Source organism: Leptospira bourretii (assembly GCF_004770145.1).
GTDB lineage: Bacteria > Spirochaetota > Leptospiria > Leptospirales > Leptospiraceae > Leptospira_A > Leptospira_A bourretii.
Map to the genome: position 1 here is coordinate 55,656 of NZ_RQFW01000010.1, position 26,779 is coordinate 82,434.

Sequence of the window (26,779 nt, forward strand, 5' to 3'; positions counted from 1 at the left end):
ACCCACCCTAAATTTTAAGGAAGTAGGGAGAAGAAAAAAAAGATTTGGGGAAGGAAGAGAGGAAGGTAGGAAAGTTCGCAAAGGGACTTAAAGGGAAAACTTTCCGTTTTCAGGAAAGTACAAACACAAAGCCAAAGATAGGTGAGTCCCATCCCCAAAAAATAGGGACCTTTGACTTGGCCCTTCATCCACAAAAAAAACAGGAAAAAAACACCTGTTCCCAAAAGAGAAAGAACAACCATCCTCACTTTTTGGGGACTCAGGTTTTGGATGAGGGTAAAGGTATTTTGCCTTTGGTCAAAGTTTCGGTCCAGATTGTAGGTAAGGAGGACATTGGCCAAGACATGGAGAAAAAATACAAAGGCCAGTCCATCTAAGTGACCAAATGTTCCAAATGGGGCAAACACCCCGAGTGTATAAAACCCAGAAACCAAAATTTCTTTAGGGACTGGTGACACAGCTTTCACAACCAAACCAAGACAAAATAAAAAGGAAAGGAGGAGTGGGAGGTGTTCCCAAAGAAAGGTAAATTCATAAAGGGTTCCGACAAATAGGGAAACCAAAACCAGTAGAATTAGAGTAATAACGATTGTTTGTTGGTGCTTTTTGTAGAAATATCCTCTTTCCGAAAGAGGTTCCGTTTCTCGTCGAAAATCCCATAAATGATCTGCCAAATACAAAGCCCAAACAGAACTTAGATAAAACAGGAGAAGGGTGGGGGTTAGGTTTTGGTTTCGAAACAAAGAGAAAAAAGAAAGGTTTGCCATTAGGGAGATTAAGATGTCCCAAGCAAGAAAGGAAGAGATTTTTCCCATTCGAATGATGAATTCGTTTTGGAACATCATTCATTGATACGAAGAGATTCTGATTTGGCAAAGAGAAAATTCCCTTGCCATGAAAACTTTCAGTGATGGAATGTCTGCCTATGTTCCCCTCCCTAATCAAAGCCATTCGTTCTGTGTACTGCATCCGAGACCAATTTCCAAAATATATGTCAGAGCTTCTTTTTCAAGAGGAACAAATGGGAGCTTTGTTTGCGGTTCGGTTTCGGTATGTGATCGGAGTGGCTCTTGTTGCCAGTGCGGTTGCCAATCTGAGTAATACCGATACTATATATGGATATCTGATTAATTATGTAGCAATAACATTTTATTTTATTAATACATTCATTCATGCGCAAATTCTAAAAAAGAGTCGTGGGCATTGGAAAACAAAGTATGATTATATTAGTTTGTTTATTGATAACTTATTGATAACAGTTACCATTTTTAATTGGTATATTTTAAAAGGAGAAGGAAATCCAAACTTCCTTGTCAAAACTCCTTTGGTTGTATTTTATCTTTTACCACTTTCTCTGAGTTTATTCCAATACCGATTTTCTCTCGTAAACTTTTCCTTCGTTTGTTTTTTATTCAGTTACTACGGATTTTTGGTTTATGCACTTGTGGATAAAAATTCTGTCAGTAGTTATGATTGGCATAATTATGTGCTCGGAGACCAAATCATTTTATCAGACGCTTCTGTAACCAAACCCACTGTTTATCTGATTTTGGTCTTTGCCATTTCCTATGCGATCTTTCGAAGCCTTCGTATGTTATTAAAATTTGCTGCGGCCGAGTCGCAGAAAACAACTTTATCTCGTTATTTTTCCCCTGACTTAGTTTCGGAAATTGTATCTGAACCAGAAGTGATTGCCAAAGGCAAAAGGCAAAAAGTAACAATTCTCTTTAGCGATATCCGAGGGTTCACGCAATTTTCAGAACCAATGGATCCAGAAGCCCTTTCTGTTTTTTTAACAGAATTTCGTCGTAGGATGGTAAGAGCCATTTTTAAAAACGGCGGGAGTTTGGATAAATTCATTGGAGATGCTGTGATGGCAACCTTTGGGACACCCTCTCCATCAGAAAAACCAGGAGAGGACTCAAAAAATGCAGTCCTTGCCGCCAAGTTTATATTAGATGAATTAAGTCAATGGAACCAAGAAAGAATTAGGGCAGGGGAATCGGAGGTTAAGATTGGAATTGGAATTCATACAGGCGAAGTATTTTGTGGAAGCATAGGATCAGAGGAGCGGATGGAATACACTGTGATTGGGGATACGGTGAACACAGCCTCTCGGATTGAGTCGGCTTGTAAAGATTTGGGAGTTAACTTTTTAATTTCGGAGGCAGTTTGGTTGGAGATTGATTCTCCGGCCGGTTGGGACAAAAAGGAACTTGTGACTCTTTCTGGAAGAGAACAAAAAATTCATCTCTATGCACCAAACGGAACTTAGGAGGCCATGTTGATTTTGTAAACGGCTTCGTGGAGAGCGGGATTGAGTTCCGGATCGATGATATAAATCACACGAGAAGTTCCTGCTTGTAAGGCTAAGTCCATAATGGCTTTTCTACGATCAATTTTAATGCTATGCAAATCAAAATCAGCAATTTTGAATTTGTTTCCTTTTTGAAACACAGGATTGATGCTGCAAATTCTTTGGAGTTTGGGTCTTGTTTGGTAACGGCCTACATCCAAAACCAGACAAATATCAAAATGAGCTCGTCTTTCAGAATCCACAGAAGCGGTGATGACAAAGTCACCAAAGTTCACAATGTTTTCGTTGTTGGTGAGAGAACTTCCCACGTAATCTAAAAGATGTCTGATGTTTTTATTGCTATAAGAGAAAAAAGAATCATTTAAAATCATCTTAAGAGCTGTAGATGATTTGAATGCTGGTCTCCACGGTTGGTTGGAAGTAAGAGAAGCATATTCACTTGCCAATGAAAGGATGGCAATGTCTTCTTCAAAACTAGCAGAAGTTACATTGTTCTCTTGTAAGTGGAGTTGGAGTTCAATGTCCTGGATGATTCTTTCTTTCCCGACTTCTTTGTTATATTTGTCACGGACTGACATGAGTTTGGTGAAAAGTGATCTTGGATCGGGAAAATTATTATTCACCCCATTGCCACGGTAGGGTCTGTGGTGATTTAAAATTAAAGTACGAACATGGGATTCAATTTCTGGCGCAGGAAGAGTCATTAGATAACTGATGATAGGATGTTGTTGGACAACCGTGTATTCTTCTTTGGTCAGTTTGGGATTGTTTTTGATATCCAATCGGGAATATCCTACATCCGCTAAGTAACTTGCCATCATAAGACTCAAATGGTCTTTTTTGTTTGATTCTTCTTTGCCTTCGTTGACAATCTTTTTTGTACGAACTTTCATCCCCATTGCCACTACAGTGCGTTTGGTCATCAGTTCTGATTCAACAGAAACTCCTGCAACCCCAAGGATTTCTAAAATATTAAAAATTCCCAGTTCATAGTCAGGATTACTTGTAAAGTCAGTGAGAAGTTCATTCACCGAATTTTGTACGAACACGGCTTGTTCTGAGGAAAAGGATGTTTTTCTTAGGTCTTCAATGAGGGCTTGGGATTGTTTGGCGAACCTGGCTGTTTTTTCTTGGTCAAATAATTTTGTGGTTCGGCCTGGTTCTAAAAAATGGCCACCATTCATTTGTTGTTTGGTTTTTTTAAGTTCAGAGATTAGAAAGTAAACCCCTTGCATTTCAAACTTGAGTAGTTTTCCGAAATCTGCTTCAGTGGGGTTTCTTTTTTTATGAATGAGGATTTGTCCGTCTTTATTGTAAAGATCGAGAGGAATGTTATTGTTTTTACGAAAACTATTTAAAGATTCTTCAGTTAACTCAAATTTGGCGAGCTTCTCTCTAGGTACTATGTTTGTATCGTTAGTGCTCATTGTAATTTTTGCTTATATGACGAAAGTTATTTCCAGATGTTATGGTGATGTTTTAATAGAATCGATAAAAAGTAAATCATTCCTTAGAATTTAATATTACTTTTTGATTTATCGTAATTCTCTATTAGGGTATTTACTAGTTCTTAGTAGTGATACTATTAGCCTATGTAGTTTCTGTATTAACTTAACACAAGTTGTGTCAATGTTCTCATGACAAAATAACTTTTGTTAGCGGAAATAAAATTGATAATTTGATTCTCTGTTTTGCTTCCCGGAAAAACTGTTCGTTTTTGTAGCGAATTCAATCTTACTTAGGCAATTCCCTTTGGTTTTTTCGTTTACAGGCTCAGGAAAAGTACGAAAAAATTATCTCCATGAGTACGCTTTCGACAAAAAAATCATCTCTTGATTTATTTAATCCTACAGAAGACCACCTGGCACTGCGAGAATCAGTGGCATCCTTTGCAGAACGTGAAATGGACGAACAAGCAAAAGAAAACGATGAAAATGAAACATTCAATACCATGCTTTTCAAACGCCTTGGTTCTGAACTTGGAATTTTTGGAATCACTGTTCCAGAAGCAGATGGTGGGCATGGACTCGACCCTCTTGCTGCTGTCATCATCCATGAAGAGATGTCTCGGTTTGATCCAGGATTTACTCTTTCTTATCTGGCTCATGAAGTACTGTTTGTGAATAATTTTTTCTATAGTTCCAATCCTTCTCAAAGGAGTCGTTATTTGAGTAAGGTCATCACTGGAGAATGGATTGGTGGGATGGGGATGACAGAACCTGGTGCAGGTACCGACGTTCTTGGAATGACCACAAATGCAGTGAAAAAGGGTGATCGTTATATTATCAATGGGGTCAAACAATACATTACGAACGGATCCATCGGCCAGGTTTTTCTTCTTTATACCAAGTTAGAAAAATCTTCCAAAAAAATGACATCCTTTGTGATCGAGTCGTCTTACAAAGGTTTTTCGGTTGGAAAAAAAGAAGAGAAAATGGGAATGCGTTCTTCCCCCACAACACAACTTGTGTTCGAAGATATGGAAGTCCCTGAAGAAAATTTACTCGGTCTGGAAAATGGGGCAGTCACTCATATGATGCGCAATTTAGAAATTGAAAGAGTGACACTTGCGGCCCAGTCACTTGGAATTGCCCGCAGATGTATTGATATCATGTGTGATTATACCATTCGCCATAGAGAAGCCTTTGGTAAAAAACTAATGGAGTTTGGTCAAATCCAAAGGATGGTCGCCGAATCTTATGCGGACTACCAAGCCGCTCGGGCTCTTGTGTATCATGTGGCAAGTGAACTTGGACCAGATGTCCGTAACTCTCTTGGTGCAGCCTCGGCAAAACTCGTTGCCACTCAAATGGCAGAACGTGTTTCCAGAAATGCGATACAAGTGTTAGGCGGATATGGATACTGCCGTGAATATCCTGTGGAACGATTGCATCGGGATGCGATTTTACTCAGCATCGGTGGGGGAACAAACGAAGCCATGCAAAAAAACATCGCCAGCGATTTGAAAAAACTTTGGTCGGAATAAACAAAACTTTTTAATTTATCTCCATCTTTCTTTGTAGAATGGTCTACAGAGGGATGGATACATTTTGGGATGTAGTGGTCATCGGTTCTGGACTTGGCGGACTTAGTGCCGCTTTATCACTTTCAGAAAAAGGCCAAAGAGTTTTGGTTTTAGAAAAAGGCACGACTCCTGGTGGTTGTGCTTCCAGTTTTCAAAAGAATGGTTTTGTCTTTGAATCAGGTGCCACAACCCTTGTGGGTTTAGAACCAGGTCTTCCCCTTCATAAACTTTCGACAGATTTTCAAATTCAATTTCCTCTTATTCCATTAAAACGATCGATGGTGGTCCATTTGGATGGAAAAACTGTTGAACGTTTCCAAAACCGCAAGGAATGGGTTAAGGAAGCAAAACGTGTGTTTGGTGGTGGGCTACGGATGGAGGTATTTTGGATACTTTGTCATTTGATTTCTGATTCTCTTTGGAGTTTGTCGGGAAGATATAAATTTTTTCCCTTCCAAAATTTTTCCGATATTTGGAAATCCATTGGTGCTTTTCGGCTCCGCGACTTACTTGTTTTGTTTTTTTCCTTTATCTCCTTACGTTTCGTTTTGAAATGTTTGGGTCTTACTAAAAACAAAGTATGGATTCGATTTTTAGAAGAACAACTTTTGATCACAAGCCAAACAACTTCAACAAAGATTCCCATGTCATTTGCATCTATCGGTCTTACTTATCCGCAACTACAAAACTATGTTGCCAAAGGAGGGATGGTAAGTCTTTCTGAATCGATCCTGCAAAAAATAGAAACAAATGGTGGAAAAATTCTCTATAAACAAGAAGTGATCCATCTGAAAAAAAATGGTTTCACCAAAACTAATCCAAAAATGATTTGGGAGTTACATACAAAAAATAGAGAACACAATTTGTTTCATGCTCCCTTGGTGGTTTCGAATCTTCCAATTTGGAACCTAACAGAGATCACTGATGACTTACCGAATCTAAAAAAGAAAACTACAAAATTTGAAAAAGGAATTTGGGGTGCTTTTTCCTTGGGGATTGCCATAGAAACCAATCCATCCGAAGAATGGGCAAAAACGGAATGCCTTCACCACCAGATCCATTTGAAGGATGTTTTACCATATGGAGGAGGAAATTCCATTTTCCTTTCTCTTTCCCATCCCGAGGATCCCATTCGTTCCCCCAAAGGAATTCGTATCCTTTCGATTTCAACCCATATCGAAAATCCTGAATCTTGGATTCGTGATCTTTCCTACCAAGAAAAAAAGAAAACTATCGAATCGATTGTCATTCAGACCTTAGAGGAAACGTTTCCTTGGTTTCAAAAAGACAAAATTTTGTTTTTACATTCTGCAACGCCTGTTACATGGAGAACTTGGACAGGCCGGAAATTTGGGAGAGTGGGAGGAATACCCAATTCTTATTTTTCAAATCCATTCCAAATGTTGGGTAACCGCTCGGAAGATCCAAACTTACTTCTTACAGGAGACACTGTCTATCCAGGCCAAGGAATTCCGGCGGTAGTCCTTGGTGGTCTTCATGTTGTAGAACAATTCCTCGCAAGAAAGAGAGGTTGATTTTCGAATCAGGTCTTAGAGCCTGGGCGAAACGATGATTCGCCTTCCTAAGATTCTCATCCAAGTGCCGGGAACTTCCGCCAACTTGGGACCTGGTTTTGACCTTATGGGTCTTGCTTTGGATCTTCATAACCAGTTTGAATTTAGTTTTTCAAAAGAAATTACGGAGCCCAAAACAGAATTAAAAAACGGTAACCCGTTGCCGTTCTCAGAAAAAGAAGATTTGGTTTATCAGTCCTATCTTTCCTATTTTAAAAAATTTTTACCGAATGTAACACCTCCACCTTATCATTGTAAAATGAGTCTATCATTACCTTTAAAAGGTGGACTTGGTTCTAGTGCTTCCGCCATTGTCGCGGGCCTATCCTTGGCCAGGGAAGTTCATAAACGATTGGAACCTACATCTCTTCCAATGGAACCTGTATTTACACAATATTTGGCTGAATTTGAGGGTCATCCTGATAATACATTACCCGCTTATTTGGGTGGATTTGTTTTCGCCTATTCGACGTTTGGTGAAAAACTTAGATACTTTCGTAAAAAATTTCCTTCTTCCGTTGCCATTTTTGTTTTAACACCAGAGTTCCATGTTTCCACCGAGGAATCTAGGAAAACACTTCCCAAATCTTATGCCACAGCTGATGTGATTTTTAATTTGTCTAGGATTGGTGCTTGGATGCATTTTTTAGACAAACGAAAGTTTGGTGATCTTCTTGTTGGTTTGGAAGATAAGATGCACACACCATACCGAATTCCTAAAACTTCTCCCTTATTTCCTTTGGCAGACACCTTAACACAAGCTGGGATTGGATATTGTTTGTCTGGATCCGGACCAAGTTTACTTGTATTTTTAGAACGAAAATCAGTGAAAACCAAACTGGCGGAATTAGAAAAAACAATTTCTACGGTGATGGGTGAGGCAAAGATTCCTTATTCATTCAAACGAGTGAAACCGGATGGACTCGGTGTTCGAATCCAATTCAAATAAATTTAGTCTTCCTCGGCTCCTTCTTCTTTTCCAAATCCGTAAACATCTCCACGAAACCTAACTTTTCTATTGATCCCTGGTTGGATTTTTCCCACTTCAAAGGTAAACTTCATTCTTTCTTTTCCGGATCTGTTGAAATAAAAAGAAGAGGTCAGGGAAATTTCAATAAAGTTTACCATCCGTTCCTTGGCAATTTTATCTGAGATACGAAATTCTACGGGGTGGCCAATGATTTCATAAGATTCAAAACTTTCCTTGGATTCCATTTTGCCATAATGTTCCATACGAGGTGGTTTGTAGAAAGTTGGTCCATTTTTTAAAACGGTAATGGTATAATCTTCGCTATCACGACTTTTTTTGAACTGAAAGATGAGGTGGTCCTCTGAGATCGCATTACAACGGGTGGCGAGGTTTCCAGTTTTACTTCCGATATGAAAACTGGCAAATCGGCTGAGTTCGTCGACCACAAGATCGTATTTGTCTCCGGTTTGCACGGGAATGAATCGGTCCGATTCTTTTCTGGAAATGACGGGGTGGATAAACTGGTTGTACACAACAAGTCCTAGTCCCAAAACGGCAACGGTCAACACTCCGCTAAGAACTAGGATGAAACTGTCGAGAATGGCAATACTAAGAAACAAACTTACCTTTTTGTATCTACCTTATGATTTTTGGGAGATGGTAGTGGGGTACGTGTGACTAAAGAAAGTAAGTCTTTCACTTCTTCCGGCGAAATGATTTGGTTTAGTTTCTCTTCCAAAGAGGCAGGCGTAGGTTTCAAAACCAAATCTTCTGGTTTCACTTTTGTCTCCTGCTCTTTCTCCACATTTTTGTTTGCTCGCGCCACTTGGAATTTTTCAGGTAAGGATTCTTTTCCATCCTCTGATTGTTTCCCCGTTTGGGTTGGGAGCGGGGGAGGAACCGTTAGGTGCGAATTTCCTTGAATGTTAATCGTGTTCATTTTTCCCAAACCTCCGTGTTCAGGATCAGCTCTTTTGAGAAAAAATTGTCTTTTCCCTCCCTCAGATTTTCGGACATTTGCCTGGGGGCTTTAGCGAAAATCGAACATTTTTTTAGCTTTTTTCCGTTTGATTGTCCGCTTTATGGGCGGGAAGCTGGCAGGGATGGAAAATATTTTTAAAAAGTGGATGGAAAATCCCATCTCCAAAATCGTCCTAGCGACCAATTTCGTTTTCGCCCTTCTCTTTATCGTCAGTGTTCCTTCCTTTGTTCGGGAATACATTACCCAAGATGCGGTCAGTATCGGCGGAAAAAAATATGACCTGAGTGATGTGAAAGAAACTTCTCCGATTGCTTATTCCAAATTCCAATCGGAATACAAAAGCCTGATCAAAAACACACTTGGTGAGTTTGCACAGGACAAATTATTCGAACTTGTTGCAAAAGATAAAAACATCAAACCTTCTGAAGTGTTAAACCAAGGTTTCACTCCAACAGAACCATCAGAAGAAGAAATCTTAAATGTATATATGTCCAATAAAGCTCAGTTAGGTGGAAAGTCTTTGAGCGAAACAAAAGACAAAATTGTTGGTTTCCTTAAGAGCCAACAAGAACAAGAACATAGCCGCGCCGTTTACCGCGACATTGTCACCAAATATCCTGTTGAGTTTTTGATCAAAGAACCTGCCGCAGTGAGAGTGACAGTAGAGGAAAAAAATAACCCTTCCATCGGACCAAAAGATGCAAAAATTACGGTCATTGAATTTTCTGACTTTGAATGTCCATTCTGTAAAAGAAGCCAAGACGTGAACCAAAAACTTCGTGAAAAGTATAAAGGTCAAATTCGTTGGGTCTTCCGTGATTTTCCTCTTCCATTCCACCAAGATGCAATGTATGCACATATGGCTGCTAACTGTTCTGTATCAGAAGGAAAGTATTGGGATGTGTTTAACTTGTTTTTTGAAAACAGTGGAAACTTAGGGAAAGCCAATGTAGATGCGTTGGTAGTGAAAGCTGGTGTTTCGAAAGACAAATACCAATCTTGTATGAAAGATGCATCTAATTTGAAAGCAGAAATCGATGCAGACATCCAAGATGGACAAAAAGTGGGTGTGAGTGGAACTCCTGCATTTTTTATCAATGGAATCTTTGTTTCGGGAGCACTTCCTTTCGAAAACTTCGATGAGATCATCCAAAAAGAACTAAAACAATAATCATAAATTATAAAATTAAAGGAAAATTATATGAGCAAAAAAGTAAAAGTTGCTGTTACAGGTGCTGCCGGACAAATCGGATACGCACTATTATTTCGTATCGCTTCAGGACAAATGTTTGGACCTGACACTGCAGTAGAACTCCAATTGTTGGAATTAGAACAAGCCCTTCCTGCTGCTAAAGGTGTCATTATGGAATTGGACGACTGTGCTTTCCCGTTACTCGAAAAAGTATCAGTTTCTTCTAACATTGATGAGGCGTTCCGTGATATCAACTGGGCACTTCTTGTTGGTTCTGTTCCAAGAAAAGCGGGAATGGAAAGGGGAGACCTACTTAAAATCAACGGTGGAATTTTTACAACACAAGGAAAGGCAATCGAAAAGAATGCTGCAAGTGACGTAAGAGTTCTTGTGGTTGGTAACCCATGTAATACAAATGCTCTCATTGCCATGAACAATGCAAAAGGTGTTCCGTCTGACAGATGGTTTGCGATGACAGGACTTGATGAAAATCGTGCAAAAACTCAACTTGCGCAAAAAGCGGGAGTTCTTGTCAAAGACGTATCCAATGTTGCGATTTGGGGAAACCACTCGGCAACTCAATACCCTGACTTTTACAATGCAAAAATCAAAGGAAAACCAGCAACAGATTTGATTTCCGATACAGAATGGTTAAAAGGTGATTTTATCTCTACTGTTCAAAAACGGGGAGCAGCGATCATTGCAGCGCGCGGAGCATCTTCTGCGGCTTCTGCAGCAAATGCAGTAGTTGATACAGTGCATAACATTGTCACTCCGACTAAAGCTGGTGATTGGTTCAGTGCTGCTTGCCACTCTAATGGTGAGTATGGCGTGGACAAAGGTCTTATCTTTGGATACCCACTCAAGTCTGATGGTAAAAAAGTAGAGATCGTCACTGGTCTTGAAATCAATGCTTTCGGTAAGGAAAAATTTGACATCACTCACAACGAGTTGAAAGAAGAAAGAAACGAAGTAAAAGACATGTTAGGTTAAAACCTTTTTAGTCTTTAAAGAAGTAATTCCCGAAAGACTAAAATTTCTGAATTCAGGAAGGCTCGCTCCCTAAAGGGTTGCGGGCTTTTTTATTACCTACGAGGTGAGGACTGCATTTTGAAATTCGTTTAAAAATTCATTCGGCCTTTCTAAAAAAGGTAAATGACTAGATTTTTCCATCACCGTCATTTTGATCTTAGGAAATTCTTTTAAGATTGAATTCCAAGTGTAATAAGGTGCCACCTGATAGTCTTCTTTTCCCATACAAATCCAAGTGGGAACAGAAAGTCCTTTAAAAAAATCTTCCACAACAATGTCTCGAAAGACTTCACCAAATAGATAATCAAAGGCCAGTTTGTTGGTATGGATTCCTTCCCAAAACTTTCGAGAAGGAAAAGGAACTTGGTAAAACCCTTTGGCTTCCAAACTCACACAGTAATGGATAAAAAAATCCTCCGGGGTTCTTTCTAAATTTTTTTGAAACTGAATTTGGTTTTGCAGGTGTGCAGCCTTACGAAGATCTGAGGCTTCTTTTTGAAAATAAACCTCTGCTTCCAAGATCGGCGCTCCATGGCTTGGGCCAGTCGAGATCATAACAAGGTGAGATACAAGTTTCGGAAATTCTCTGGCATAACTTAGTGCCATATACCCATGTCCCGAATGGCCCACAACAGGACAGGTTGGGATCTTTAATTCTGTTTGGACCAAGGCAAAATCATCTAAGAGTTTCTCCAAAGCATAATCTTCCCTTGATTCCGGTTTTGAACTGGTTCGTTTGGCAAATCCTCGTTGGTCCACCACGGTGATTTCGTATTTTTCGGCTATCTCGCTTGGGATGACTCTTGGGTAGTACAAGGCACTCCCAATCCAAAATAGGGGCGGGCCGTCTGTATTGTTTTTTGCCACTTGGAGGGCAAATCCCTCTCTTTCAATCGTTTGGTATTTCCATTCCATAACATTTCCTTAAGGTTTCTGATATTTTCTATTTTTTTGTGGTTTGAGTATAGTTGCAATTTACAACTATATAGTTGTAAATTGCAACTATAAAAGAGTTGTTAATATATCAAAAATGTTTGGACTGGGATCGTGAAAGGGAAAAACATCGCAAGTTATCTCGGGATTTATATGAGCGAAACTTTGCTTCTGATGCGTAGGTTTCTCTCTGACGAATTTGAAAATAAAAGAATCGGGATGCGGTTTGAAGAATGGATGTCGCTTCTTCCTTTGGCAGAATCGGAAAGTTTAAACCAAAAGGAATTGAGTGAACGGTTGGTAAAAGACAAAACTACTATTTCGAGACTTGTGGATGGTTGGGTCAAAAAAAATTGGGTGAAACGAGAAATCTCGGAATCTGACAAACGCCAATACAATCTACGGTTTACCAAAAAAGGAAAAGAAGTTTGGGAAAAGGGACTTCCCATCATCTCATCGGCTGACCTTGTTTTTCGAAAGGACCTAACAGAGGCAGACGAAAAAGAGCTTTATCTACTACTTTTCAAAATCCAATCTTCAGTCCAACTTGCTTGTAATGAGAAATAAAGTTCCTAGGATTTGGACGGCATCTCAGCAAATAAAAACCTTTCTTTTTTAGAACTGTCTAAGATGATTTTCAACCCTACAAAACCCAAACTTTTTGCCATCTCCTCTAGTTCTTTGATATACAAAGGATGGGTTTCTATCATTAGTTTCCCACCTGGTTTTAGTCGACTCAATACTACAGATAACAATCGTTTGTGGAATTCTTTAAAATCAGAAACAAAAAGTGCCATATGTGGTTCATAGTCGAGAACATCCGGCATAATCTCTGGTTTTTCTGATTCTGGAATATAAGGGGGGTTGGAGACAATCAAATCAAATTGTAAATCTTTTGGGAGTGCTAAATCCAAATCAGAAACATAAAAATTGGTTCTGTCGTTTAAGTTGTATTTTTCCGCATTACGCCGGCTCACATCAATTGCTTTTTCTGAAAGGTCGGAGAGAGTCACAACACTTGACGGTAGAAGCTGTGTTAGGCTAAGGCCAATACATCCACTCCCCGAACAAAGGTCCCAAATTTGTAAAGGACTCGGTTCAGTGAAAGATAGTTCTTCTTTTTTTTTCCAAAGGTAATCCACAAGTTCTTCTGTTTCGGGCCTTGGGATGAGGACATCTTCTGTTACCAAGTATTCAAATTTATGAAATCCTTTTTTGCCAGTGATGTAGGCGACAGGTTTTCTTTTGCTTCGATCGACTATTCGTTCGCGGTAAGTGTCGATTTCTTTTTGGCCCAGTGGCATTTCAAACTGGGAATACAATTTGATGCGAGGAAGATTCAAAAGATCGGAAAGGATCCATTCTGCGTCCACACGGGGATTTGGAATTTCTTTTTTCTCCAGAAATTCTGCGGATCGTTTCAGATAATAAAGAAGAGTTCCTGGTTGTTCCGCCATGATCTTTTGCCCCCAACAGGATTCGAACCTGTGTCCCCAGTTTAGGAAACTAGTGCTCTATCCACCTGAGCTATGGGAGCTTTTACGTAGGTTTACGTTTCTGATTCACTATCCTTTGGAAATCGGAGATATTGTGAATAACAATTTTATCCGGATAGAGATCTAGTTTGCCTGTTTTTACATACTGCATGAGGACCTTTTGGACTTCGCCTACAGGTTGGGCACACCAATTGGCAATGTCATCCACAGTGGCAGAAAGGATGATTTCGTTGTAAACATCATTGTTATACTGCTTTTCGTATAACATCACAAAGACGTCGCATACTTTCCCGATGATATCATCCATAAGAAGAATCATGAGGCGGCGTTTTTGGTCATAAATTCGAAAGGAAAAAATATGAAGGAGTTTCATCGCAAGCGCCGGATTTTTCGTCATTAACATTTCGAAATTCGCACGGTTGAAGTTCAGGGCTTTCACTTCTGTGACGGCAATGGCAGTGGCAGAACGAGGTTGTTCCTCTAAAATGGCCATCTCTCCCAAAATATCCCCAGCTTCCAAAACATCCAAGGTTTTGATACTGGTTCCAATGGTTTTTGTGATTTTGACTTTTCCTTCTTTGATGAGATAAAAGTCATTTCCTGGTTCATATTCACAAAACAATACTTCGTTCGGTTGGAATACCTTTCCAAACTTTCCAAACATGGCTTCTAACATTTGGTCGTTCACTATTTGCCTCCTTTGAGTTTGGATTTAGCATCTTCCGAGATACTATCATCCAAAGGTGGCATTTGAGTTACCTTTTGGAATAACTGTTTGGCTTTTTCTTTTTCCCCCGAAGCTTCTGTTGCAAGTGCTAGGTGGTAGAGGTTTTCTTTGAGTAAAAGACCTTTGGGGTATTTTTTAATAAAACTAGAAAAATGGGTTATCGCACCGGGATAGTCCTTGGCTTTGAAACTAGACTTACCCATATAAAATAAGGAGTTTTCGACAAACTGTTCTTCTTCTTGGGTAACAGAATCTGTCCTCTCAGATACAGTTTTGAATAGATCGATGGATTCTGCATATTTCCCTGCATTCATAAGAGTCGAGGCCTTATCATATTGGGAAAGAATGGAATTGGGATCAATACTCGAACCAGAGTTTTGGGATGGGACTGCCATCGTTTTTAACATTTCTTGGAGTTTGCCCGCTTGGGCTCCCGGTTCCGGTTTATAAACTAACTCTTGTATGGTGAGAGGGAAAGGAGTTTTTTTACGAGCTAAATCAACGAGTTGGCGGGCCCGGTCTACGTACATTCCGTCCGGATAATGTTGTAAGTATTTTTCGAAAGCGTAGGCTGCGTGTTCAAAGTTTCCATTTTTATAAAAAACTTCCGCAACGTTCATCAGTTCAAAAGCGGGGTTCTTGGCTTCTCCTTGTCCGAGGATTTCCCTAACCTGGCGGTGGACCTGGCGGAGTTGGCTTGAGAACACTTTGAGCATTTTGATGATGAGATGGGTTTTGTCTGAGACAAATTTCTCGAATTCGGGGACTTTGAAGACAAGAACTGTAGCGGCTCCTATGACTTGTGCCGTCTCTTCTCTAGGATAACGACCGATGGCACTCTTCACTCCGAAAAACTCACCGAGTTTTACATCTTCTTTCAGTTCCACACCGTTGATATTCGTGTAAGTTAGTACAACACGACCTTTTTGTAGTACAAAGATATCCTCCGCCTTGTCTTTCTCGAAGTAGACGATGGAACCTCCTTTGTAATTACGTACTATGGGACCTGACAACTCATGCCTCGCTTGCGCTTCATTTTCAAAAATTAGGTAAAAAAGCCAAACTCTTTTTATAACCGACACTGTCAGAAACTTGTTTCAAGAGTTTTTTTGGAGAACCAGCAACCAATTTCTTTTTACCACCAAAGGATAATTCTTCCGTTTCTAAACCAAAATGTAAAAAGAGAGATCGGTATTCTTCTGAACCATAAATTGGATATCCATCAACCACAACTAAATCGATTTGTTGGAAAGAAAGATCGGACAGATTGACCTCAGTTGCTTTTTTATCATCGTTTATTATGAGTAAATCGGCAGATAGACCAGGCATCAGTGCATCAGGATTTCCTAATCGAAACGCTTTCCTTGGGTTTTCTGTCACCATTTTTAATAATGTAGTTTCGGGCAATTCTTCTCCATACAACCCGAAATAAATCGATTTTGCTGTTTTTAATTCTTCTAAAAGATTTACGGATCCACTTGGTGAATAATCAGTCCCCAAACAAACGTTAACTCCCATATCCAAAAAGAGTTTGATATTGGTTGTTTTTCCAAAGATATGAAGGTTTGATGTTGGACACCAAACAACGGAGGCACCTTTTTCTAGAATTTTTTCCACTTCTTTTGGTCCAAAAGGCAAACAATGTACGAGTACAGAATGTCCGCCAAGGGCATCCATTTTTTCTAAAAGACGAAGGGATTGTTTGGAATCATCATCTAATCCTTCTGCTAAGTGTGTGACAAAGGGCAGGCCTGCATGTTCTGCCATTCTATATTCCAGAGCTGGACCCTCTCCCCAACCCAAACTATAAGTTCCAACGGAATGTGCTAAAGTGTAATCGGAGATAAGTTTAACAGGTAAAATTCCCCGAAATGGATTTTGAATGTAATGTGGGATATGATCAAAGACAGTAGTGACACCGGCAAAAAGATTTTTATAAGCACCAAGATAATACAAAATTTCCGGATCTATTTGTTGTCGTTCTGCAAAGACACCGGAACTTTTATATAAATTGTCATAGGACAACCAGGATTTGTGTTTTTCATTTCCTCCCACTTTCGGAAGGTAACTTGCCAGTAGGTGGTCATGGGAATTGATAAAACCGGGATAAACTTTTTTTCCTTTTAATGAAATTGTAATAGAATCATTGTTTGGTGATAAATTTGTATCGATTTTAGAAATTTTTTCACCTTCAACAAAGAGGTCATTCGTTTCTAATTTTCCATTCCGATGAACAGAAGCCGATTGGAAAAGGATCGAGTTCACCATTAAATTCCTCCCTCCAAAATTCGTTCGGGATTTAAACTCTTTTTTTGTTTGTTCACTTGGAAGTAGAGGCCTTTGTCTTTGGATAAAATTCCGAGTCGGTCTTTGGATTTCACTTGTTGGCCTTCAGTAACCTGAATTCGTTCCAAGTTTCCGTAAATGGAATAGAGTCCATTTTGGTGTTCTAGGATGACAAAGTTTTCATACCCGTCCATATAATCGACATGGACCACTTTTCCGGGTAAACTCGCCCGTACAAGAGAAGAGTTCCCTCTAACAAATTGGATTCCTTTGTAAGGGTCATAGGTGAGTTCAGAATATTTTTTTACGACTCGTTCTTTCCTTTCCAAAGGGTAGGAAGGTTTTTCTTTGATGAGTGATTCGGGGGAGGAAAGAGAAATCTTTTCGTTTCCATTAGGAATCCTCAGCAATTCTCTTTCATAGAGATTTTCACTTGTGGTACGACCATTTAACTTGGCTAAGGTTTCAGCTGAAACTTTGAATTTTCGAGCGATCCCAAACCAGGAATCCCCTTTGACCACACGGTAATTGGAAGCCTGCTCTGGTTTTGGACTTTGTTTGGCGGAAATTGGGAATAAAAGAAAGAACCCTAAAAAAATTAGAAAGTATCGAAGTTTTCGCATCCGCTGTCCCTTCTAAATGTATCGACAGCTAAAAGAGAGAGGGCAATAAAAAAGGCGGGGAGTGCCCGCCTTTTCCAAAATCAAACCAAAGGGAGAAGGGTTTATTCTTCTTCTTTGTTGTTGACCTTGTATTTTTTCATAAGCTCGTCCGCTACGTTTCTTGGAACTGGAGCATACTTGGAAAATTCCATAGCAAACTCTGCTTTTCCTTGGGTAGAGGAACGAAGCACTGTGGAGTAACCAAACATGTCTGCAAGAGGCACTTCCGCTTCGATTTTAGCATAGCCGTTTTCTTCGGTTGTGTTTAAGATCATACCACGTCTTTGGTTTACCGAAGCAAGGATAGCTCCTTGGAATTCAGTTGGGCCTTCTACTTCCACTCTCATGATTGGCTCGAGAATGATAGGAGCTGCTTTTCCAAATCCTTGGCGGAACCCGTAACGAGCACCAATTTGGAATGCCATATCTGATGAATCCACATCATGGTAAGCACCGTCATTGATCACACAACGAACTCCGATGATAGGGAATCCAATGAGGGATCCTCTTTCTAAACAAGAACGGAAACCTTTATCACAAGAGCCGATGTATTCACGAGGGATGGAACCACCCACGATTTTATCTACGAATTCGTAGTCTTTTCCTTCTTCTTGTGGGATTGGTTCGATGTAACCAGCCACACGAGAGAACTGACCTTGACCACCCGTTTGTTTTTTGTGAGTGTAATCAAATTCTGCAGACTTAGTGATGGTTTCACGGTAAGCAACCTGTGGTGCACCTGTGACTAGATCCACTCCGTATTCACGTTTCATACGTTCGATATAAACTTCGAGGTGGAGTTCTCCCATCCCTTTGATGATGGTTTGTCCAGACTCTTTATCAATTTCTGTTTGGAAGGTAGGATCTTCCTTCGTGAATCGGTTCAGAGCTTTCGCAAGGTTTGGAAGTTGTTTTGATTCTTTACATTCAATAGTAAGAGAGATCACCGGGTTTGGAACAAACATGGACTCCATAGTCACTTTTGCTTTTCCATCTGTGAAAGTATCCCCAGAGGCACAATCAATACCAAATAGAGCTACGATATCTCCTGCTTCTGCTTTAGAAATATCTTCCATATCGTTAGAGTGCATACGGACAAGACGACCAATATTGTGGCGTTTGTTGTTAGATGAGTTATAGATCGTCATCCCTTTTTCGAGTCTACCTTGGTAAACGCGAACATAAGTTAACTGACCGTAACGACCGTCTTCTAGTTTGAATGCAAGACAAACCAATGGTTTTTCTGGATCTGATTCTAAGTTGAATTCGTTTTCTTCGTTTCCGATTTCTTTTGCTTTGTTCTCTACATCGTAAGGAGATGCAAGATAATCCGCAACTCCATCAAGAAGTCTTTGAACTCCTTTGTTTTTAAAGGCAGAACCCATAAATACAGGAACAAATTTAAGTGCAAGAACCCCACGACGAATCGCTTCTCTGATTCGTGCTTCTGTTGGTGCACCTTCTAACATCTCTTCTGTGAGTTCATCACTGAAAAGAGAAACTGCATCAAGAAGAGCCTCGCGTTTTTCGTTTGCTTGGTCTTTTAACTCGTCAGGGATATCAGTGATTTTGATATCTTGTCCGTTTGGACCTTCGAAATAATACGCTTTCATCTCGACTAAGTCGACAATCCCTTTCAGGTCGTTTTCGAGTCCGATTGGAAGTTGTACAGCGTGTGCATTGAGATGGAGTTTTTCACGAAGTTGTTCGATCACACGCCATGGGTTTGCACCAGTTCTATCAAGTTTGTTGATAAAAGCAACACGCGGAACGCTATAACGTTTCATCTGACGGTCAACCGTAATGGACTGAGACTGAACGCCTGCAACCCCACAAAGAACCATAATCGCAGAGTCAAGTACACGAAGGGAACGTTCTACTTCGATGGTAAAGTCAACGTGGCCCGGAGTGTCGATGATGTTGATGGTAATGTCTTTCCAAGTGGCGTAGGTTGCCGCTGATTGGATTGTGATCCCTCTTTCTCTTTCGAGATCCATACTGTCCATAGTCGCACCCACACCGTCTTTACCACGTACTTCGTGGATGGCGTGGATTTTGTTCGTATAAAATAAAATACGTTCAGTAAGGGTTGTTTTACCCGAGTCAATGTGCGCGGAAATTCCGATGTTACGGATTCTTTCCAATTTAGGGTCGCGTTTGGTTTCTGTCGCAGAGGTCATATTTTCCTCAAAAATAAGGTTAAAGTTGAATTGATTCTACCAAAATCTGAAATGGACTGCGTTTGTAAAGTACTTGGGATTTTTGGTCAAAGGGAAAATCCTGGAGAAATTAGAGATTCTGGGTATATGCCACTAGCGCACTTCAATCGATTTTTTCGAACACTGTCTTTTGCCCGAGTGGTTTGTTTGGGGTTTTTTGCCGCCATCCTCCTTGGTTCCTTTGCCCTTTATATTTCCGAACTTGGGGAACTTTCCTACGTAGACAGTTTTTATCTTTCGGCATCTTCCATTTGTGTGACGGGACTTTCTCCCGTCCCACTTTCCGGATTAGAACATTCTACCCATTGGATCATGCTCTTTCTCATCCAATTGGGAGGACTTGGGATCATTAGTTTTACCGTGATTGTTGGGTTTCTCATCACCCAAGGAATTTCTAGAAATGCCCGTTTCAATGCCTTTGTGGGAGCGGCTATCGATACCCAAGCCGAAACGGAATCCCTTGCCACAAATGAAGTCAATCGGATGTTACTCTCCATCATCAATATTTCTTTTTCCTTAGAAATTTTAGGAGCCATTGGACTATATCTGCATATGCCAGATGGGGTGGAAGGGGGAAACACTCGTTGGTTTTTCTCTTTGTTCACTGCTATTTCTTCCTTCAATAACGCTGGTTTTTCGATTACAGATGATCTCAGTGCTTTGCGCCTGGATCCATTTTCATTGTACATTGTTTCAGGCCTTGTGATTTTTGGAGGGATTGGATTTCCAGTGATCATTCTTTTGGAAAAATTCCTTCTCACTGTGTTTGTGCGGATTGTATATCGTATTGAAGTGATGGCAGAAACTCTGATGATGGAGAAGGCGTTAAAAACAGGAAATGTTCCTAGGTTTTTGTTACTTCCGGCTCAGTTCTCTGCATTTTTAGAAAACAGGATTGAAGACTATAACAAACATTTACGGGGCGAAACCACAAGAATCCAATCCAAACTTTTGGTGTATGGATCTTTCACTTTACTTTTGTTTGGTTTTGTTGGAATTTATTTTTTAGAAAAATCAAACCCACATACCTTCCATGGATTAGCGCTTGTGGATAAAATCTCCAATGCATTTTTTATGTCTGTCTGTTCCCGTACGGCTGGATTTTCGACAATGGATCTTGGTCATTTAAATGACGCCACAGTCATCATCATTACAGTTCTTATGTTTATTGGTGGTGGCCCCCAAGGAACCGCCGGTGGTATTAAAATTACCACCTTTGTTCTGTTACTTGCCTATTTAAAAAATGTAATCCAACCTTCCAAACCGGTGATGTTGTTTGGGGAGACAGTTTCCAAAAACTCTGTGGCAGTTGCCATTCGTGTTTACTTTCTTGCCACCATTGCTTTGGCATTTGTCTTTATTTTTCTTGGAATTTTGGATCAAAACCAACACTCACTCCATGTCATTTTTTTCGAACTCATCTCTTCTTTTTCCACTGTTGGTTTTAGTTTGAACTTAACATCCCAACTCGGTGACATCGAAAAGTTATTTTATGCAGCCGTCATGTATGTGGGTCGAGTGGGCATTTTTACTGTCCTCATTGCCGCCACCGGACACTCCGGAGTTCCAAAAATGGGAACAGTTGATGACGGTGTGAAAATCCAAGTCGGTTAGAATGGACATAAAAATCAGTTTTAGTATTTTGAGGATGGGCAAGACTTGGTATTTGTGAAATTAAGTATTCGAGATCTCTTGTTTTCGCCTTGGAAGGCTCCTATTTTGGGACCCCAGGAACAAACGTTTGAGAAACAAAAGGAATCACAGAAGGAAGTTTTGGCCAAACTAGAGTCTCGTTTGGAATCGGTTGAGTTTCTTTTGACTAATGAAAAATTAGAAGATGCAAAACTTCTGTTTCAGGTTTTGGCTTTCGATTTAGTAAACTTTCAATTACAAAGAACCAACCAAAAGGAAATCCCGATCGGCGGAAACCTAAGTAGTTTTGTTCTCCCTGAAACCGATAGAAAACTAAAACCGTTTGGATTCATCAAATCTTTGGACCAAGTCAATCGTTTTAATGAAAAGGAGATGGATGAGGTTTTGTCCTCAGCCGTTGATACCTATGAATACCTTTTGTATGAATCTAAAAAGGAATTTAAAACACGATACCAAACTGTTTTGGATCAGTTTCGATTCATCAAACAGATTCGATTTTTTTTAATGAGTGTTGTTCTTTCTTTTTCTATTTTTGGATTGGTTTACTACCAATACAAATACCCCCAGATGAAAGACCAATCCATCAAGTTGTATAGTTTCATCGGTAAAGATAAACCAGAAACTTCTGAGTCATTGATGGTATCGCAACCTGTTTTGAAAAAAGACATTGGAAATTGGGTAGATTATGAATGGACCTTACCTGATTCAATGTCTATGTTTGGTGGCCTTCGCATTGATCCTCTGGAACAAAGAGGGATTAGGTTTTCTCTCGACCAATTTTCAATTTTGGATTCGAAAGGCAAAGAACTGTATCATAAAAAGTTTGTGGTAAGTGAAAGTTTGTTACCAGAAGATTACCAAGATTTTTTACAGATCTCTGATATCAAAACTGCTGGAAAACAAATGCCAGGTGAACTAGTGGAGATGATCACCACCGGAAGGGATCCGCAAATTCATTTGGTCTTTCCAATCCTTTCGGATGTAAAAACTATCAAATTAAAAATGAAATACATTGAAGCCCATAAAGTGAAGAAAAAATGATCTACCTATACCTCAAATTGATGCGTGTCCCTCAGTGGGTAAAAAATATTATCCTATTTGCCGGATTGATTTTTTCTAAAAAAATCTTTGAACTCCCTTCATTCACAAAGGTTTGTTTGGCCTTTTTTTGTTTTTCCCTCGTAGCAAGTTGCCAATATGTCTTTAACGATTTTTTAGATCAAAAAGAAGATGCTACTCATCCAGAGAAAAAACATAGACCACTTGCTAGTGGAGAATTGGACTCAGGAATAGCATTAGCAATCACTGGAGTCATTTTACCAGTAGCCCTCATCGGTGCTTATAAACTTTCTCCTGTTTTCTTTTATCTCACAATCTTCTATTTAATCTTTAATATGTTATATAGTAAGGTTTTGAAACACATTGTGATTTTGGATGTGATGAGTATCTCCATCGGATTTGTGTTACGTGCCATTGCGGGTGCGGTTGTCATTGGAGTCGAGTTTTCTCATTGGTTGTTACTTTGTACATTTATGTTAGCACTCTTCTGGGGTTTTTCCAAACGTAGGGGCGAGATCAATATCCTAAAAACTGACGCAGGGAAACATAGAAAAATTTTGGAAGAGTATTCCATTGAGTTTCTGGATTTGATGATGGCTGTGGTTGCCACCTTAACTCTTGTGAGTTATGTGATGTATTCGGTAAGTCCCGAAACTGCCAAAAGTTTAGGAACACCTTATATGGTGTATACAGTTCCTATTGTTGTGTATGCAATCTTCCGTTCCCTCTATATCATTTATATAAAGAACATGGGTCATAACCCAACCAAAGCCATCCTCACAGATGTCAGTGTTCTTGTTTCTGGGTTTATTTGGTTACTCCTCATCTTATTTTTAATGTTTGGGAACATATCGGGCCAAACCCCAGTCTTACAATAGAGACTATGAAAATTTGGAAGCAGTTGCCGTATGGATGGAAGGTGGTCTCCGCCTTTGTTTTCTTTTTTTCGACCACCCTTTGTTTTGCGTACTTTAAGGGAAGGGACACCCATCCCGGTGTGCCCATCGAAATACTTGCCACCACTCCCACAGAAGCCAATTCGTGGAAGGGGCATCCCAAGGTAGTGTATTTTTGGGCGACTTGGTGCACCATCTGCAAAGCCTACGCCCCCCTTTTAGAAGCCAATTTGAAGTTTTTACCAAAATCCACAATCTTCCTCTCTGTTCTAGAAGCAGAAGATTCCGAAGAAACCAAAGACATCATGACAAAACTTACTCCTGATGCAAAACATCCCATTTATGCTGCCGACTACAGAATGTTAAAGGAATGGAGGATTTCTGCCTATCCTACGACTGTTTTTTTGAATGAAGAAGGGCAGGTTGTGTTTTCAGATACAGGAATCTTAAGCCCAATTGGATTTTGGCTCCGTTCTTTTCTTTTGCGCTTTTTCTAATTTGTCGATGATATAACATGGACTCTTCCTTCAAACCCAAACCGCTTTTGAATAAGTCGGAACTCCGACAAATCAAACGCAGTAAAACTAGGGTAGAAGGAAAAAAGGTCATCACTGATGACGTAAAAAAACTCAAATCACTCAAGGTCACACCTGAGCTCAGTTTCCAAGAATCACTCGATTACTACAAAGAACCCATATGGATCGAATACTACATTCCAAAAGAATCTAGATTTGCTTTCGAAACCAAATACCTATTCATCCTTCTTGTGGATCCAAAAATCACAGATGACCCTTGTGATGCAGAAAGAAAACGGGCCGCCGCCAATCGCGAAATTGTGGATGTATTTGCTTATATGGAATCTCATCCGGAAGCCATAAGGCTCATCGAAGATTCTTATCACTCTACGATTTCTATGCATGAAACAGTACACCATATCTTTAAGGCCTATAAAGAAACGGGAGCTACGGAAGATTTAAAAACTGCCTGCTATTTAACAGAAGCACTTTTGAAATATGAACCCACCATCGCCGGTCTTACCTATTTCAGAGACTATGTAATTTATAATTTAAATTTTTTCATTCGCACTCTGAATCGATTGAAGATAGAATTTGCTTTGGAAGATGCCACAGTTTCTCTACTCATCAAACGTAGGAATGAACTTTGGGAATTGGAAAATCGTGAAGAAGATGAAGACTTCGATTTACTTGCTGCTCTTTTTTTTGAACAAGCTTTCCCTAATCGTGGTGCGGGTGAACTCTCCAGTGACGATATGTTACTTTTTGAATGAAGAGTTTTAAACTTCTTTATAAAAACCAATGAAACAAATCTAAAAGATTCTCTACTTCTGGGGATGAAACTTTATTTTTGATGATGTTAGTTTCTGTGAGTTGCATGGTAATCGGAATTTTTTTTTCTTGGAATGTAAAACTTAATCTCGATACTGATTTTGTTGTTTCTTTCCAATTGGTTTGGATTTTGGATTCTTCAGCCAAAGGAAAACTATGGATCAGGACATTCCAAAAATCAGATTTGGAAACCAAAACTTCTGAAATATTTCCGATTCCTGTTTTTAGATCTCTGTAAAGATGTTCCTTCATAAAGTCTTTGATCCCGATGGATAAAAACTGTTTTTCTCTTTTGAGTTTAGTAAGACCTGGAACTGTGATGTGTGGATCAATCACATCCCAATCCAAAATTAGAAAATGGCAAGGCCCTGTTTGGATCCTTTTGAGAAGAAATTCTAGATTTCCTTCTGCATAAACCGTTTGGCCCAAGGTTTTTAAAAATACTGACAGATGTTTGTCTAGATTTTGGTCTTTGGTGTAAATGACCCAAGTCAATTTTGACATAGGTAAGGTTTTACATGGTAAAGTATGGATTTCTGTGAAGGGTTTTTCCCATAACAAAGAAACTCCGTTGTTTTTATAATTTTCCTTTTCTTCTTTTGTAAAACTACCACATAATATTGGTTCGATGCTCCAATCCAATAATTCTTTTGCAATTTCGGGACTTGGTTTTGAAAAAAGGCGAATGGAGTCTGGATGGTCTTTCCAAGTTTTCTGTGTACATTCTTTTATGACGAACCCTTGTACTTGTAACCATGTTACGATCAGGTTTTTTTCTGCGTCGGGAAGTTGTGTCAAAACAGCACCGAATAGAGTGTCCATTACGATTGTATTTTAGTTGACCCCCTAGGCTTGAAAGTCATTTTAAAAAGCATCTCCGATGAAGCTCCTTAAGCGATACGCAAACCGAAGACTTTATGATCCAGAAACTAGCTCCACCATCACACTAGAAGATGTGGCGAAGATGATCATCGGAGGAGAAGAAATCAAAGTCCAAGACAATATGACAGGAGAGGACATCACTCCTAAAATTTTGGGACAAACCTTTCTGAAGGTGAGTCTCGGACAAAGGAATGAAGACTTTTCTAACTTTATGTTGACCTCTCTCATTCGGGAAACGGGACGAGATGTTTCTGGTCTCTTTGAGCGTTTGATCCTTGGGGGAATTGGAGCCAACTACCTCACTTCGGAACGTCTGGAAAAAATTGTTAATTCCATGGTGGAACTTGGCGAACTCAAAGAAGCAGACTTTAGCCACTACCGCGAAGATCTTTTGCGAAAAATGGCCTCTCGGGCCAGCGAAAAGAAGGAACAAATCCAAAGGGATTTGGAAAAATTCAGCCAATCTATTTTGGAAGAAGACAAAGCTACCCTTGGCGATCTTTCCGAAAAATTAAAGGAAGTCGCAGAAAAATTGAAGGAAAATTAACGAAAAACGAAAAGAATTTCCGTCCCTACTTAGAGGCGGTTTAGAATGATTCGAAAGGTTTTTTTGTTACTTTGTTTTCTCTTTGTATCTGTCAGTTTATTGGCAGAAACAGACGAACGTTTTTTTGAAATCCAACGTGCCAGACTTTCTTCTTCCGATGTATTTGAAATTCGTGATGCCATTGACAAACTTACCTTTGTTAAATCAGGCCAAGGAATTCGAGATATTATTTCTGCGATGGAAGGTTCTCCCCATTTTCCTTCAAGCCCTGGAAACGCTCCTGCTGTCAAATTTTATGCAGCACAAGCACTCGGTAAAAAAGGGGACAAAATCGCTATATCGTATTTAATCAAAACTTACCAAAAAGAATCTGCAAATATTCCTGAACATATCCCACCGAAACGTAGAACTTTAAAAGATGGTGTTGCCGATGGTCAATCTCCCTCCAGTCCATATTTTTACGAGGATGGTGATATTCCCATCACCTTGGCCTGTGGTGAAATTTTACGGGCTTTGGGTTCTTTGCCTCTGACGCCTGAGTCAGAATCGACAATCAAATCTGCTCTCACGAGTCCTAATTTTTATCTTCGCAGTTCAGCAGCCGATGCAATGTATTTTTCTGGCAAAAAAGAATCATTGTCTGTCTTGCAAGATGCATTGGGAAAAGAATCCATCCCATATGCCAAAATTTCGATTCTCTCTGCCGTGGTAGGATTGGAACGATTACCAAACCAAAATTATAAATCCGTTTTAGAATCTCTGACAGACAAAGATCCGGAAGTCCGAGCAAAGGCATCAGATGCACTGAAGCGCTTGGATTTTCGAACCTCAGCACCTTACTTAGAAAAGGTGATCCAAACCGAGAATCACTCAAAGGTTTTAAAACAAATGAAATCTGATTACCAATTTCTCGTTTCCTTTCGTACTCCTTAAGTTTTCTATTTTTCATTGTGGACAAATCCGCTTTTTCTCCTAAAATGT

General features: G+C 39.7%; 26 protein-coding genes and 1 tRNA gene. 14 read left to right on the plus strand and 13 right to left on the minus strand.

Going from position 1 to position 26,779, the window contains the following annotated elements; translation table 11 throughout:
* Window positions 1–14: 14 nt before the first annotated feature.
* Window positions 15–845 carry a hypothetical protein gene (locus EHQ47_RS05285; protein ID WP_244290233.1) on the minus strand — a complete coding sequence of 277 codons (831 nt, stop codon included), beginning with the start codon at window positions 843–845 and terminating at the stop codon, window positions 15–17.
* Between the two features lie 80 nt (window positions 846–925).
* Between EHQ47_RS05285 and EHQ47_RS05290 the strand changes: the two genes are divergently transcribed.
* Window positions 926–2,275 (plus strand): adenylate/guanylate cyclase domain-containing protein, encoded by a 1,350-nt coding sequence (locus EHQ47_RS05290; RefSeq protein ID WP_135776713.1) that lies wholly within the window; start codon window positions 926–928, stop codon window positions 2,273–2,275.
* On the opposite strand, the gene EHQ47_RS05295 is transcribed toward EHQ47_RS05290, so the two are convergent.
* On the minus strand, window positions 2,272–3,744 hold the full coding sequence (locus EHQ47_RS05295) for an HD domain-containing phosphohydrolase (protein ID WP_135692783.1): 1,473 nt from the start codon (window positions 3,742–3,744) through the stop codon (window positions 2,272–2,274). The genes EHQ47_RS05290 and EHQ47_RS05295 overlap by 4 nt on opposite strands.
* A 374-nt stretch (window positions 3,745–4,118) precedes the next feature.
* On the opposite strand from EHQ47_RS05295, the gene EHQ47_RS05300 reads away from it, so the two are divergent.
* The 3 genes from EHQ47_RS05300 to thrB are packed head-to-tail and all read left to right on the plus strand — an operon-like array spanning window position 4,119 to window position 7,865.
* The gene (locus tag EHQ47_RS05300) at window positions 4,119–5,303 is read left to right on the plus strand and encodes an acyl-CoA dehydrogenase family protein (RefSeq protein ID WP_135748607.1); all 1,185 of its coding nucleotides are present in this window, start codon (window positions 4,119–4,121) and stop codon (window positions 5,301–5,303) included.
* Window positions 5,304–5,356: 53 nt separating this feature from the next.
* The gene (locus EHQ47_RS05305) at window positions 5,357–6,877 is read left to right on the plus strand and encodes a phytoene desaturase family protein (protein WP_135776714.1); all 1,521 of its coding nucleotides are present in this window, start codon (window positions 5,357–5,359) and stop codon (window positions 6,875–6,877) included.
* A gap of 34 nt (window positions 6,878–6,911) precedes the next feature.
* Window positions 6,912–7,865 carry a homoserine kinase gene (gene thrB, locus EHQ47_RS05310; protein ID WP_135748609.1) on the plus strand — a complete coding sequence of 318 codons (954 nt, stop codon included), beginning with the start codon at window positions 6,912–6,914 and terminating at the stop codon, window positions 7,863–7,865.
* 2 nt (window positions 7,866–7,867) lie between these two features.
* Here thrB and EHQ47_RS05315 read toward each other — a convergent pair whose 3' ends face one another.
* Together EHQ47_RS05315 and EHQ47_RS05320 are read right to left on the minus strand one after the other, a co-directional pair.
* On the minus strand, window positions 7,868–8,506 hold the full coding sequence (locus tag EHQ47_RS05315) for a hypothetical protein (protein ID WP_135748610.1): 639 nt from the start codon (window positions 8,504–8,506) through the stop codon (window positions 7,868–7,870).
* Between the two features lie 2 nt (window positions 8,507–8,508).
* On the minus strand, window positions 8,509–8,826 hold the full coding sequence (locus tag EHQ47_RS05320; RefSeq protein ID WP_135748611.1) for a hypothetical protein: 318 nt from the start codon (window positions 8,824–8,826) through the stop codon (window positions 8,509–8,511).
* Between the two features lie 163 nt (window positions 8,827–8,989).
* Between EHQ47_RS05320 and EHQ47_RS05325 the strand changes: the two genes are divergently transcribed.
* Together EHQ47_RS05325 and EHQ47_RS05330 are read left to right on the plus strand one after the other, a co-directional pair.
* Window positions 8,990–10,039, plus strand: a complete 1,050-nt coding sequence (locus EHQ47_RS05325) for a DsbA family protein (protein ID WP_135776715.1) — start codon at window positions 8,990–8,992, stop codon at window positions 10,037–10,039.
* Window positions 10,040–10,069: 30 nt separating this feature from the next.
* Complete coding sequence (locus EHQ47_RS05330; RefSeq protein ID WP_135600831.1) at window positions 10,070–11,053, plus strand: malate dehydrogenase; 984 nt, start codon at window positions 10,070–10,072, stop codon at window positions 11,051–11,053.
* A gap of 96 nt (window positions 11,054–11,149) precedes the next feature.
* Here the strand turns inward: EHQ47_RS05330 and EHQ47_RS05335 are convergent, their stop codons facing one another.
* Window positions 11,150–12,007, minus strand: coding sequence for an alpha/beta fold hydrolase (locus EHQ47_RS05335; protein ID WP_135776716.1), 858 nt, complete (start codon window positions 12,005–12,007; stop codon window positions 11,150–11,152).
* 171 nt (window positions 12,008–12,178) lie between these two features.
* Between EHQ47_RS05335 and EHQ47_RS05340 the strand changes: the two genes are divergently transcribed.
* Window positions 12,179–12,592, plus strand: coding sequence for a MarR family winged helix-turn-helix transcriptional regulator (locus tag EHQ47_RS05340; protein WP_135776879.1), 414 nt, complete (start codon window positions 12,179–12,181; stop codon window positions 12,590–12,592).
* Between the two features lie 5 nt (window positions 12,593–12,597).
* Here EHQ47_RS05340 and prmC read toward each other — a convergent pair whose 3' ends face one another.
* The 7 genes from prmC to fusA all read right to left on the minus strand — a co-directional run bounded on the left by prmC (window position 12,598) and on the right by fusA (window position 19,376).
* Window positions 12,598–13,482 carry a peptide chain release factor N(5)-glutamine methyltransferase gene (gene prmC / locus EHQ47_RS05345; RefSeq protein WP_135776717.1) on the minus strand — a complete coding sequence of 295 codons (885 nt, stop codon included), beginning with the start codon at window positions 13,480–13,482 and terminating at the stop codon, window positions 12,598–12,600.
* Between the two features lie 7 nt (window positions 13,483–13,489).
* Window positions 13,490–13,562: transfer RNA gene (locus EHQ47_RS05350), tRNA-Arg, on the minus strand.
* A gap of 2 nt (window positions 13,563–13,564) precedes the next feature.
* Window positions 13,565–14,197 (minus strand): Crp/Fnr family transcriptional regulator, encoded by a 633-nt coding sequence (locus EHQ47_RS05355; protein WP_035983956.1) that lies wholly within the window; start codon window positions 14,195–14,197, stop codon window positions 13,565–13,567.
* Window positions 14,198–14,208: 11 nt separating this feature from the next.
* A complete protein-coding gene (locus EHQ47_RS05360) occupies window positions 14,209–15,261 on the minus strand; it encodes a tetratricopeptide repeat protein (RefSeq protein WP_135748615.1) in 1,053 nt (350 codons plus the stop codon).
* 25 nt (window positions 15,262–15,286) lie between these two features.
* Window positions 15,287–16,516 (minus strand): amidohydrolase family protein, encoded by a 1,230-nt coding sequence (locus tag EHQ47_RS05365; protein ID WP_135748616.1) that lies wholly within the window; start codon window positions 16,514–16,516, stop codon window positions 15,287–15,289.
* Window positions 16,516–17,157, minus strand: a complete 642-nt coding sequence (locus EHQ47_RS05370; RefSeq protein WP_135776718.1) for an LIC_10271 family cell wall hydrolase — start codon at window positions 17,155–17,157, stop codon at window positions 16,516–16,518. The genes EHQ47_RS05365 and EHQ47_RS05370 overlap by 1 nt, the downstream gene beginning before the upstream one ends.
* A 101-nt stretch (window positions 17,158–17,258) precedes the next feature.
* Window positions 17,259–19,376, minus strand: a complete 2,118-nt coding sequence (gene fusA, locus EHQ47_RS05375; RefSeq protein WP_135748618.1) for an elongation factor G — start codon at window positions 19,374–19,376, stop codon at window positions 17,259–17,261.
* A 126-nt stretch (window positions 19,377–19,502) separates the two neighbouring features.
* On the opposite strand from fusA, the gene EHQ47_RS05380 reads away from it, so the two are divergent.
* The 5 genes from EHQ47_RS05380 to EHQ47_RS05400 are packed head-to-tail and all read left to right on the plus strand — an operon-like array spanning window position 19,503 to window position 24,311.
* Window positions 19,503–21,029, plus strand: coding sequence for a TrkH family potassium uptake protein (locus EHQ47_RS05380; RefSeq protein ID WP_135693868.1), 1,527 nt, complete (start codon window positions 19,503–19,505; stop codon window positions 21,027–21,029).
* 45 nt (window positions 21,030–21,074) lie between these two features.
* Window positions 21,075–22,109, plus strand: coding sequence for a hypothetical protein (locus EHQ47_RS05385; RefSeq protein WP_135748619.1), 1,035 nt, complete (start codon window positions 21,075–21,077; stop codon window positions 22,107–22,109).
* Entirely contained in the window at window positions 22,106–23,005 is a 900-nt protein-coding gene (locus tag EHQ47_RS05390) for a decaprenyl-phosphate phosphoribosyltransferase (RefSeq protein WP_135776719.1), read from the plus strand. The genes EHQ47_RS05385 and EHQ47_RS05390 overlap by 4 nt, the downstream gene beginning before the upstream one ends.
* A gap of 5 nt (window positions 23,006–23,010) precedes the next feature.
* Window positions 23,011–23,520: a TlpA family protein disulfide reductase gene (locus tag EHQ47_RS05395; protein ID WP_135748621.1), complete on the plus strand. Its 510-nt coding sequence runs from the start codon at window positions 23,011–23,013 to the stop codon at window positions 23,518–23,520.
* A gap of 17 nt (window positions 23,521–23,537) precedes the next feature.
* The gene (locus EHQ47_RS05400; RefSeq protein WP_135748622.1) at window positions 23,538–24,311 is read left to right on the plus strand and encodes a hypothetical protein; all 774 of its coding nucleotides are present in this window, start codon (window positions 23,538–23,540) and stop codon (window positions 24,309–24,311) included.
* A gap of 16 nt (window positions 24,312–24,327) precedes the next feature.
* Here EHQ47_RS05400 and EHQ47_RS05405 read toward each other — a convergent pair whose 3' ends face one another.
* The gene (locus EHQ47_RS05405) at window positions 24,328–25,191 is read right to left on the minus strand and encodes a hypothetical protein (RefSeq protein ID WP_135776720.1); all 864 of its coding nucleotides are present in this window, start codon (window positions 25,189–25,191) and stop codon (window positions 24,328–24,330) included.
* 58 nt (window positions 25,192–25,249) lie between these two features.
* Here EHQ47_RS05405 and EHQ47_RS05410 point away from each other — a divergent pair, with 58 nt between their 5' ends.
* Window positions 25,250–25,798 (plus strand): polyhydroxyalkanoate synthesis regulator DNA-binding domain-containing protein, encoded by a 549-nt coding sequence (locus tag EHQ47_RS05410; RefSeq protein WP_004789271.1) that lies wholly within the window; start codon window positions 25,250–25,252, stop codon window positions 25,796–25,798.
* A 45-nt stretch (window positions 25,799–25,843) separates the two neighbouring features.
* Window positions 25,844–26,731, plus strand: coding sequence for a HEAT repeat domain-containing protein (locus EHQ47_RS05415; protein WP_135776721.1), 888 nt, complete (start codon window positions 25,844–25,846; stop codon window positions 26,729–26,731).
* Window positions 26,732–26,779: the final 48 nt, after the last annotated feature.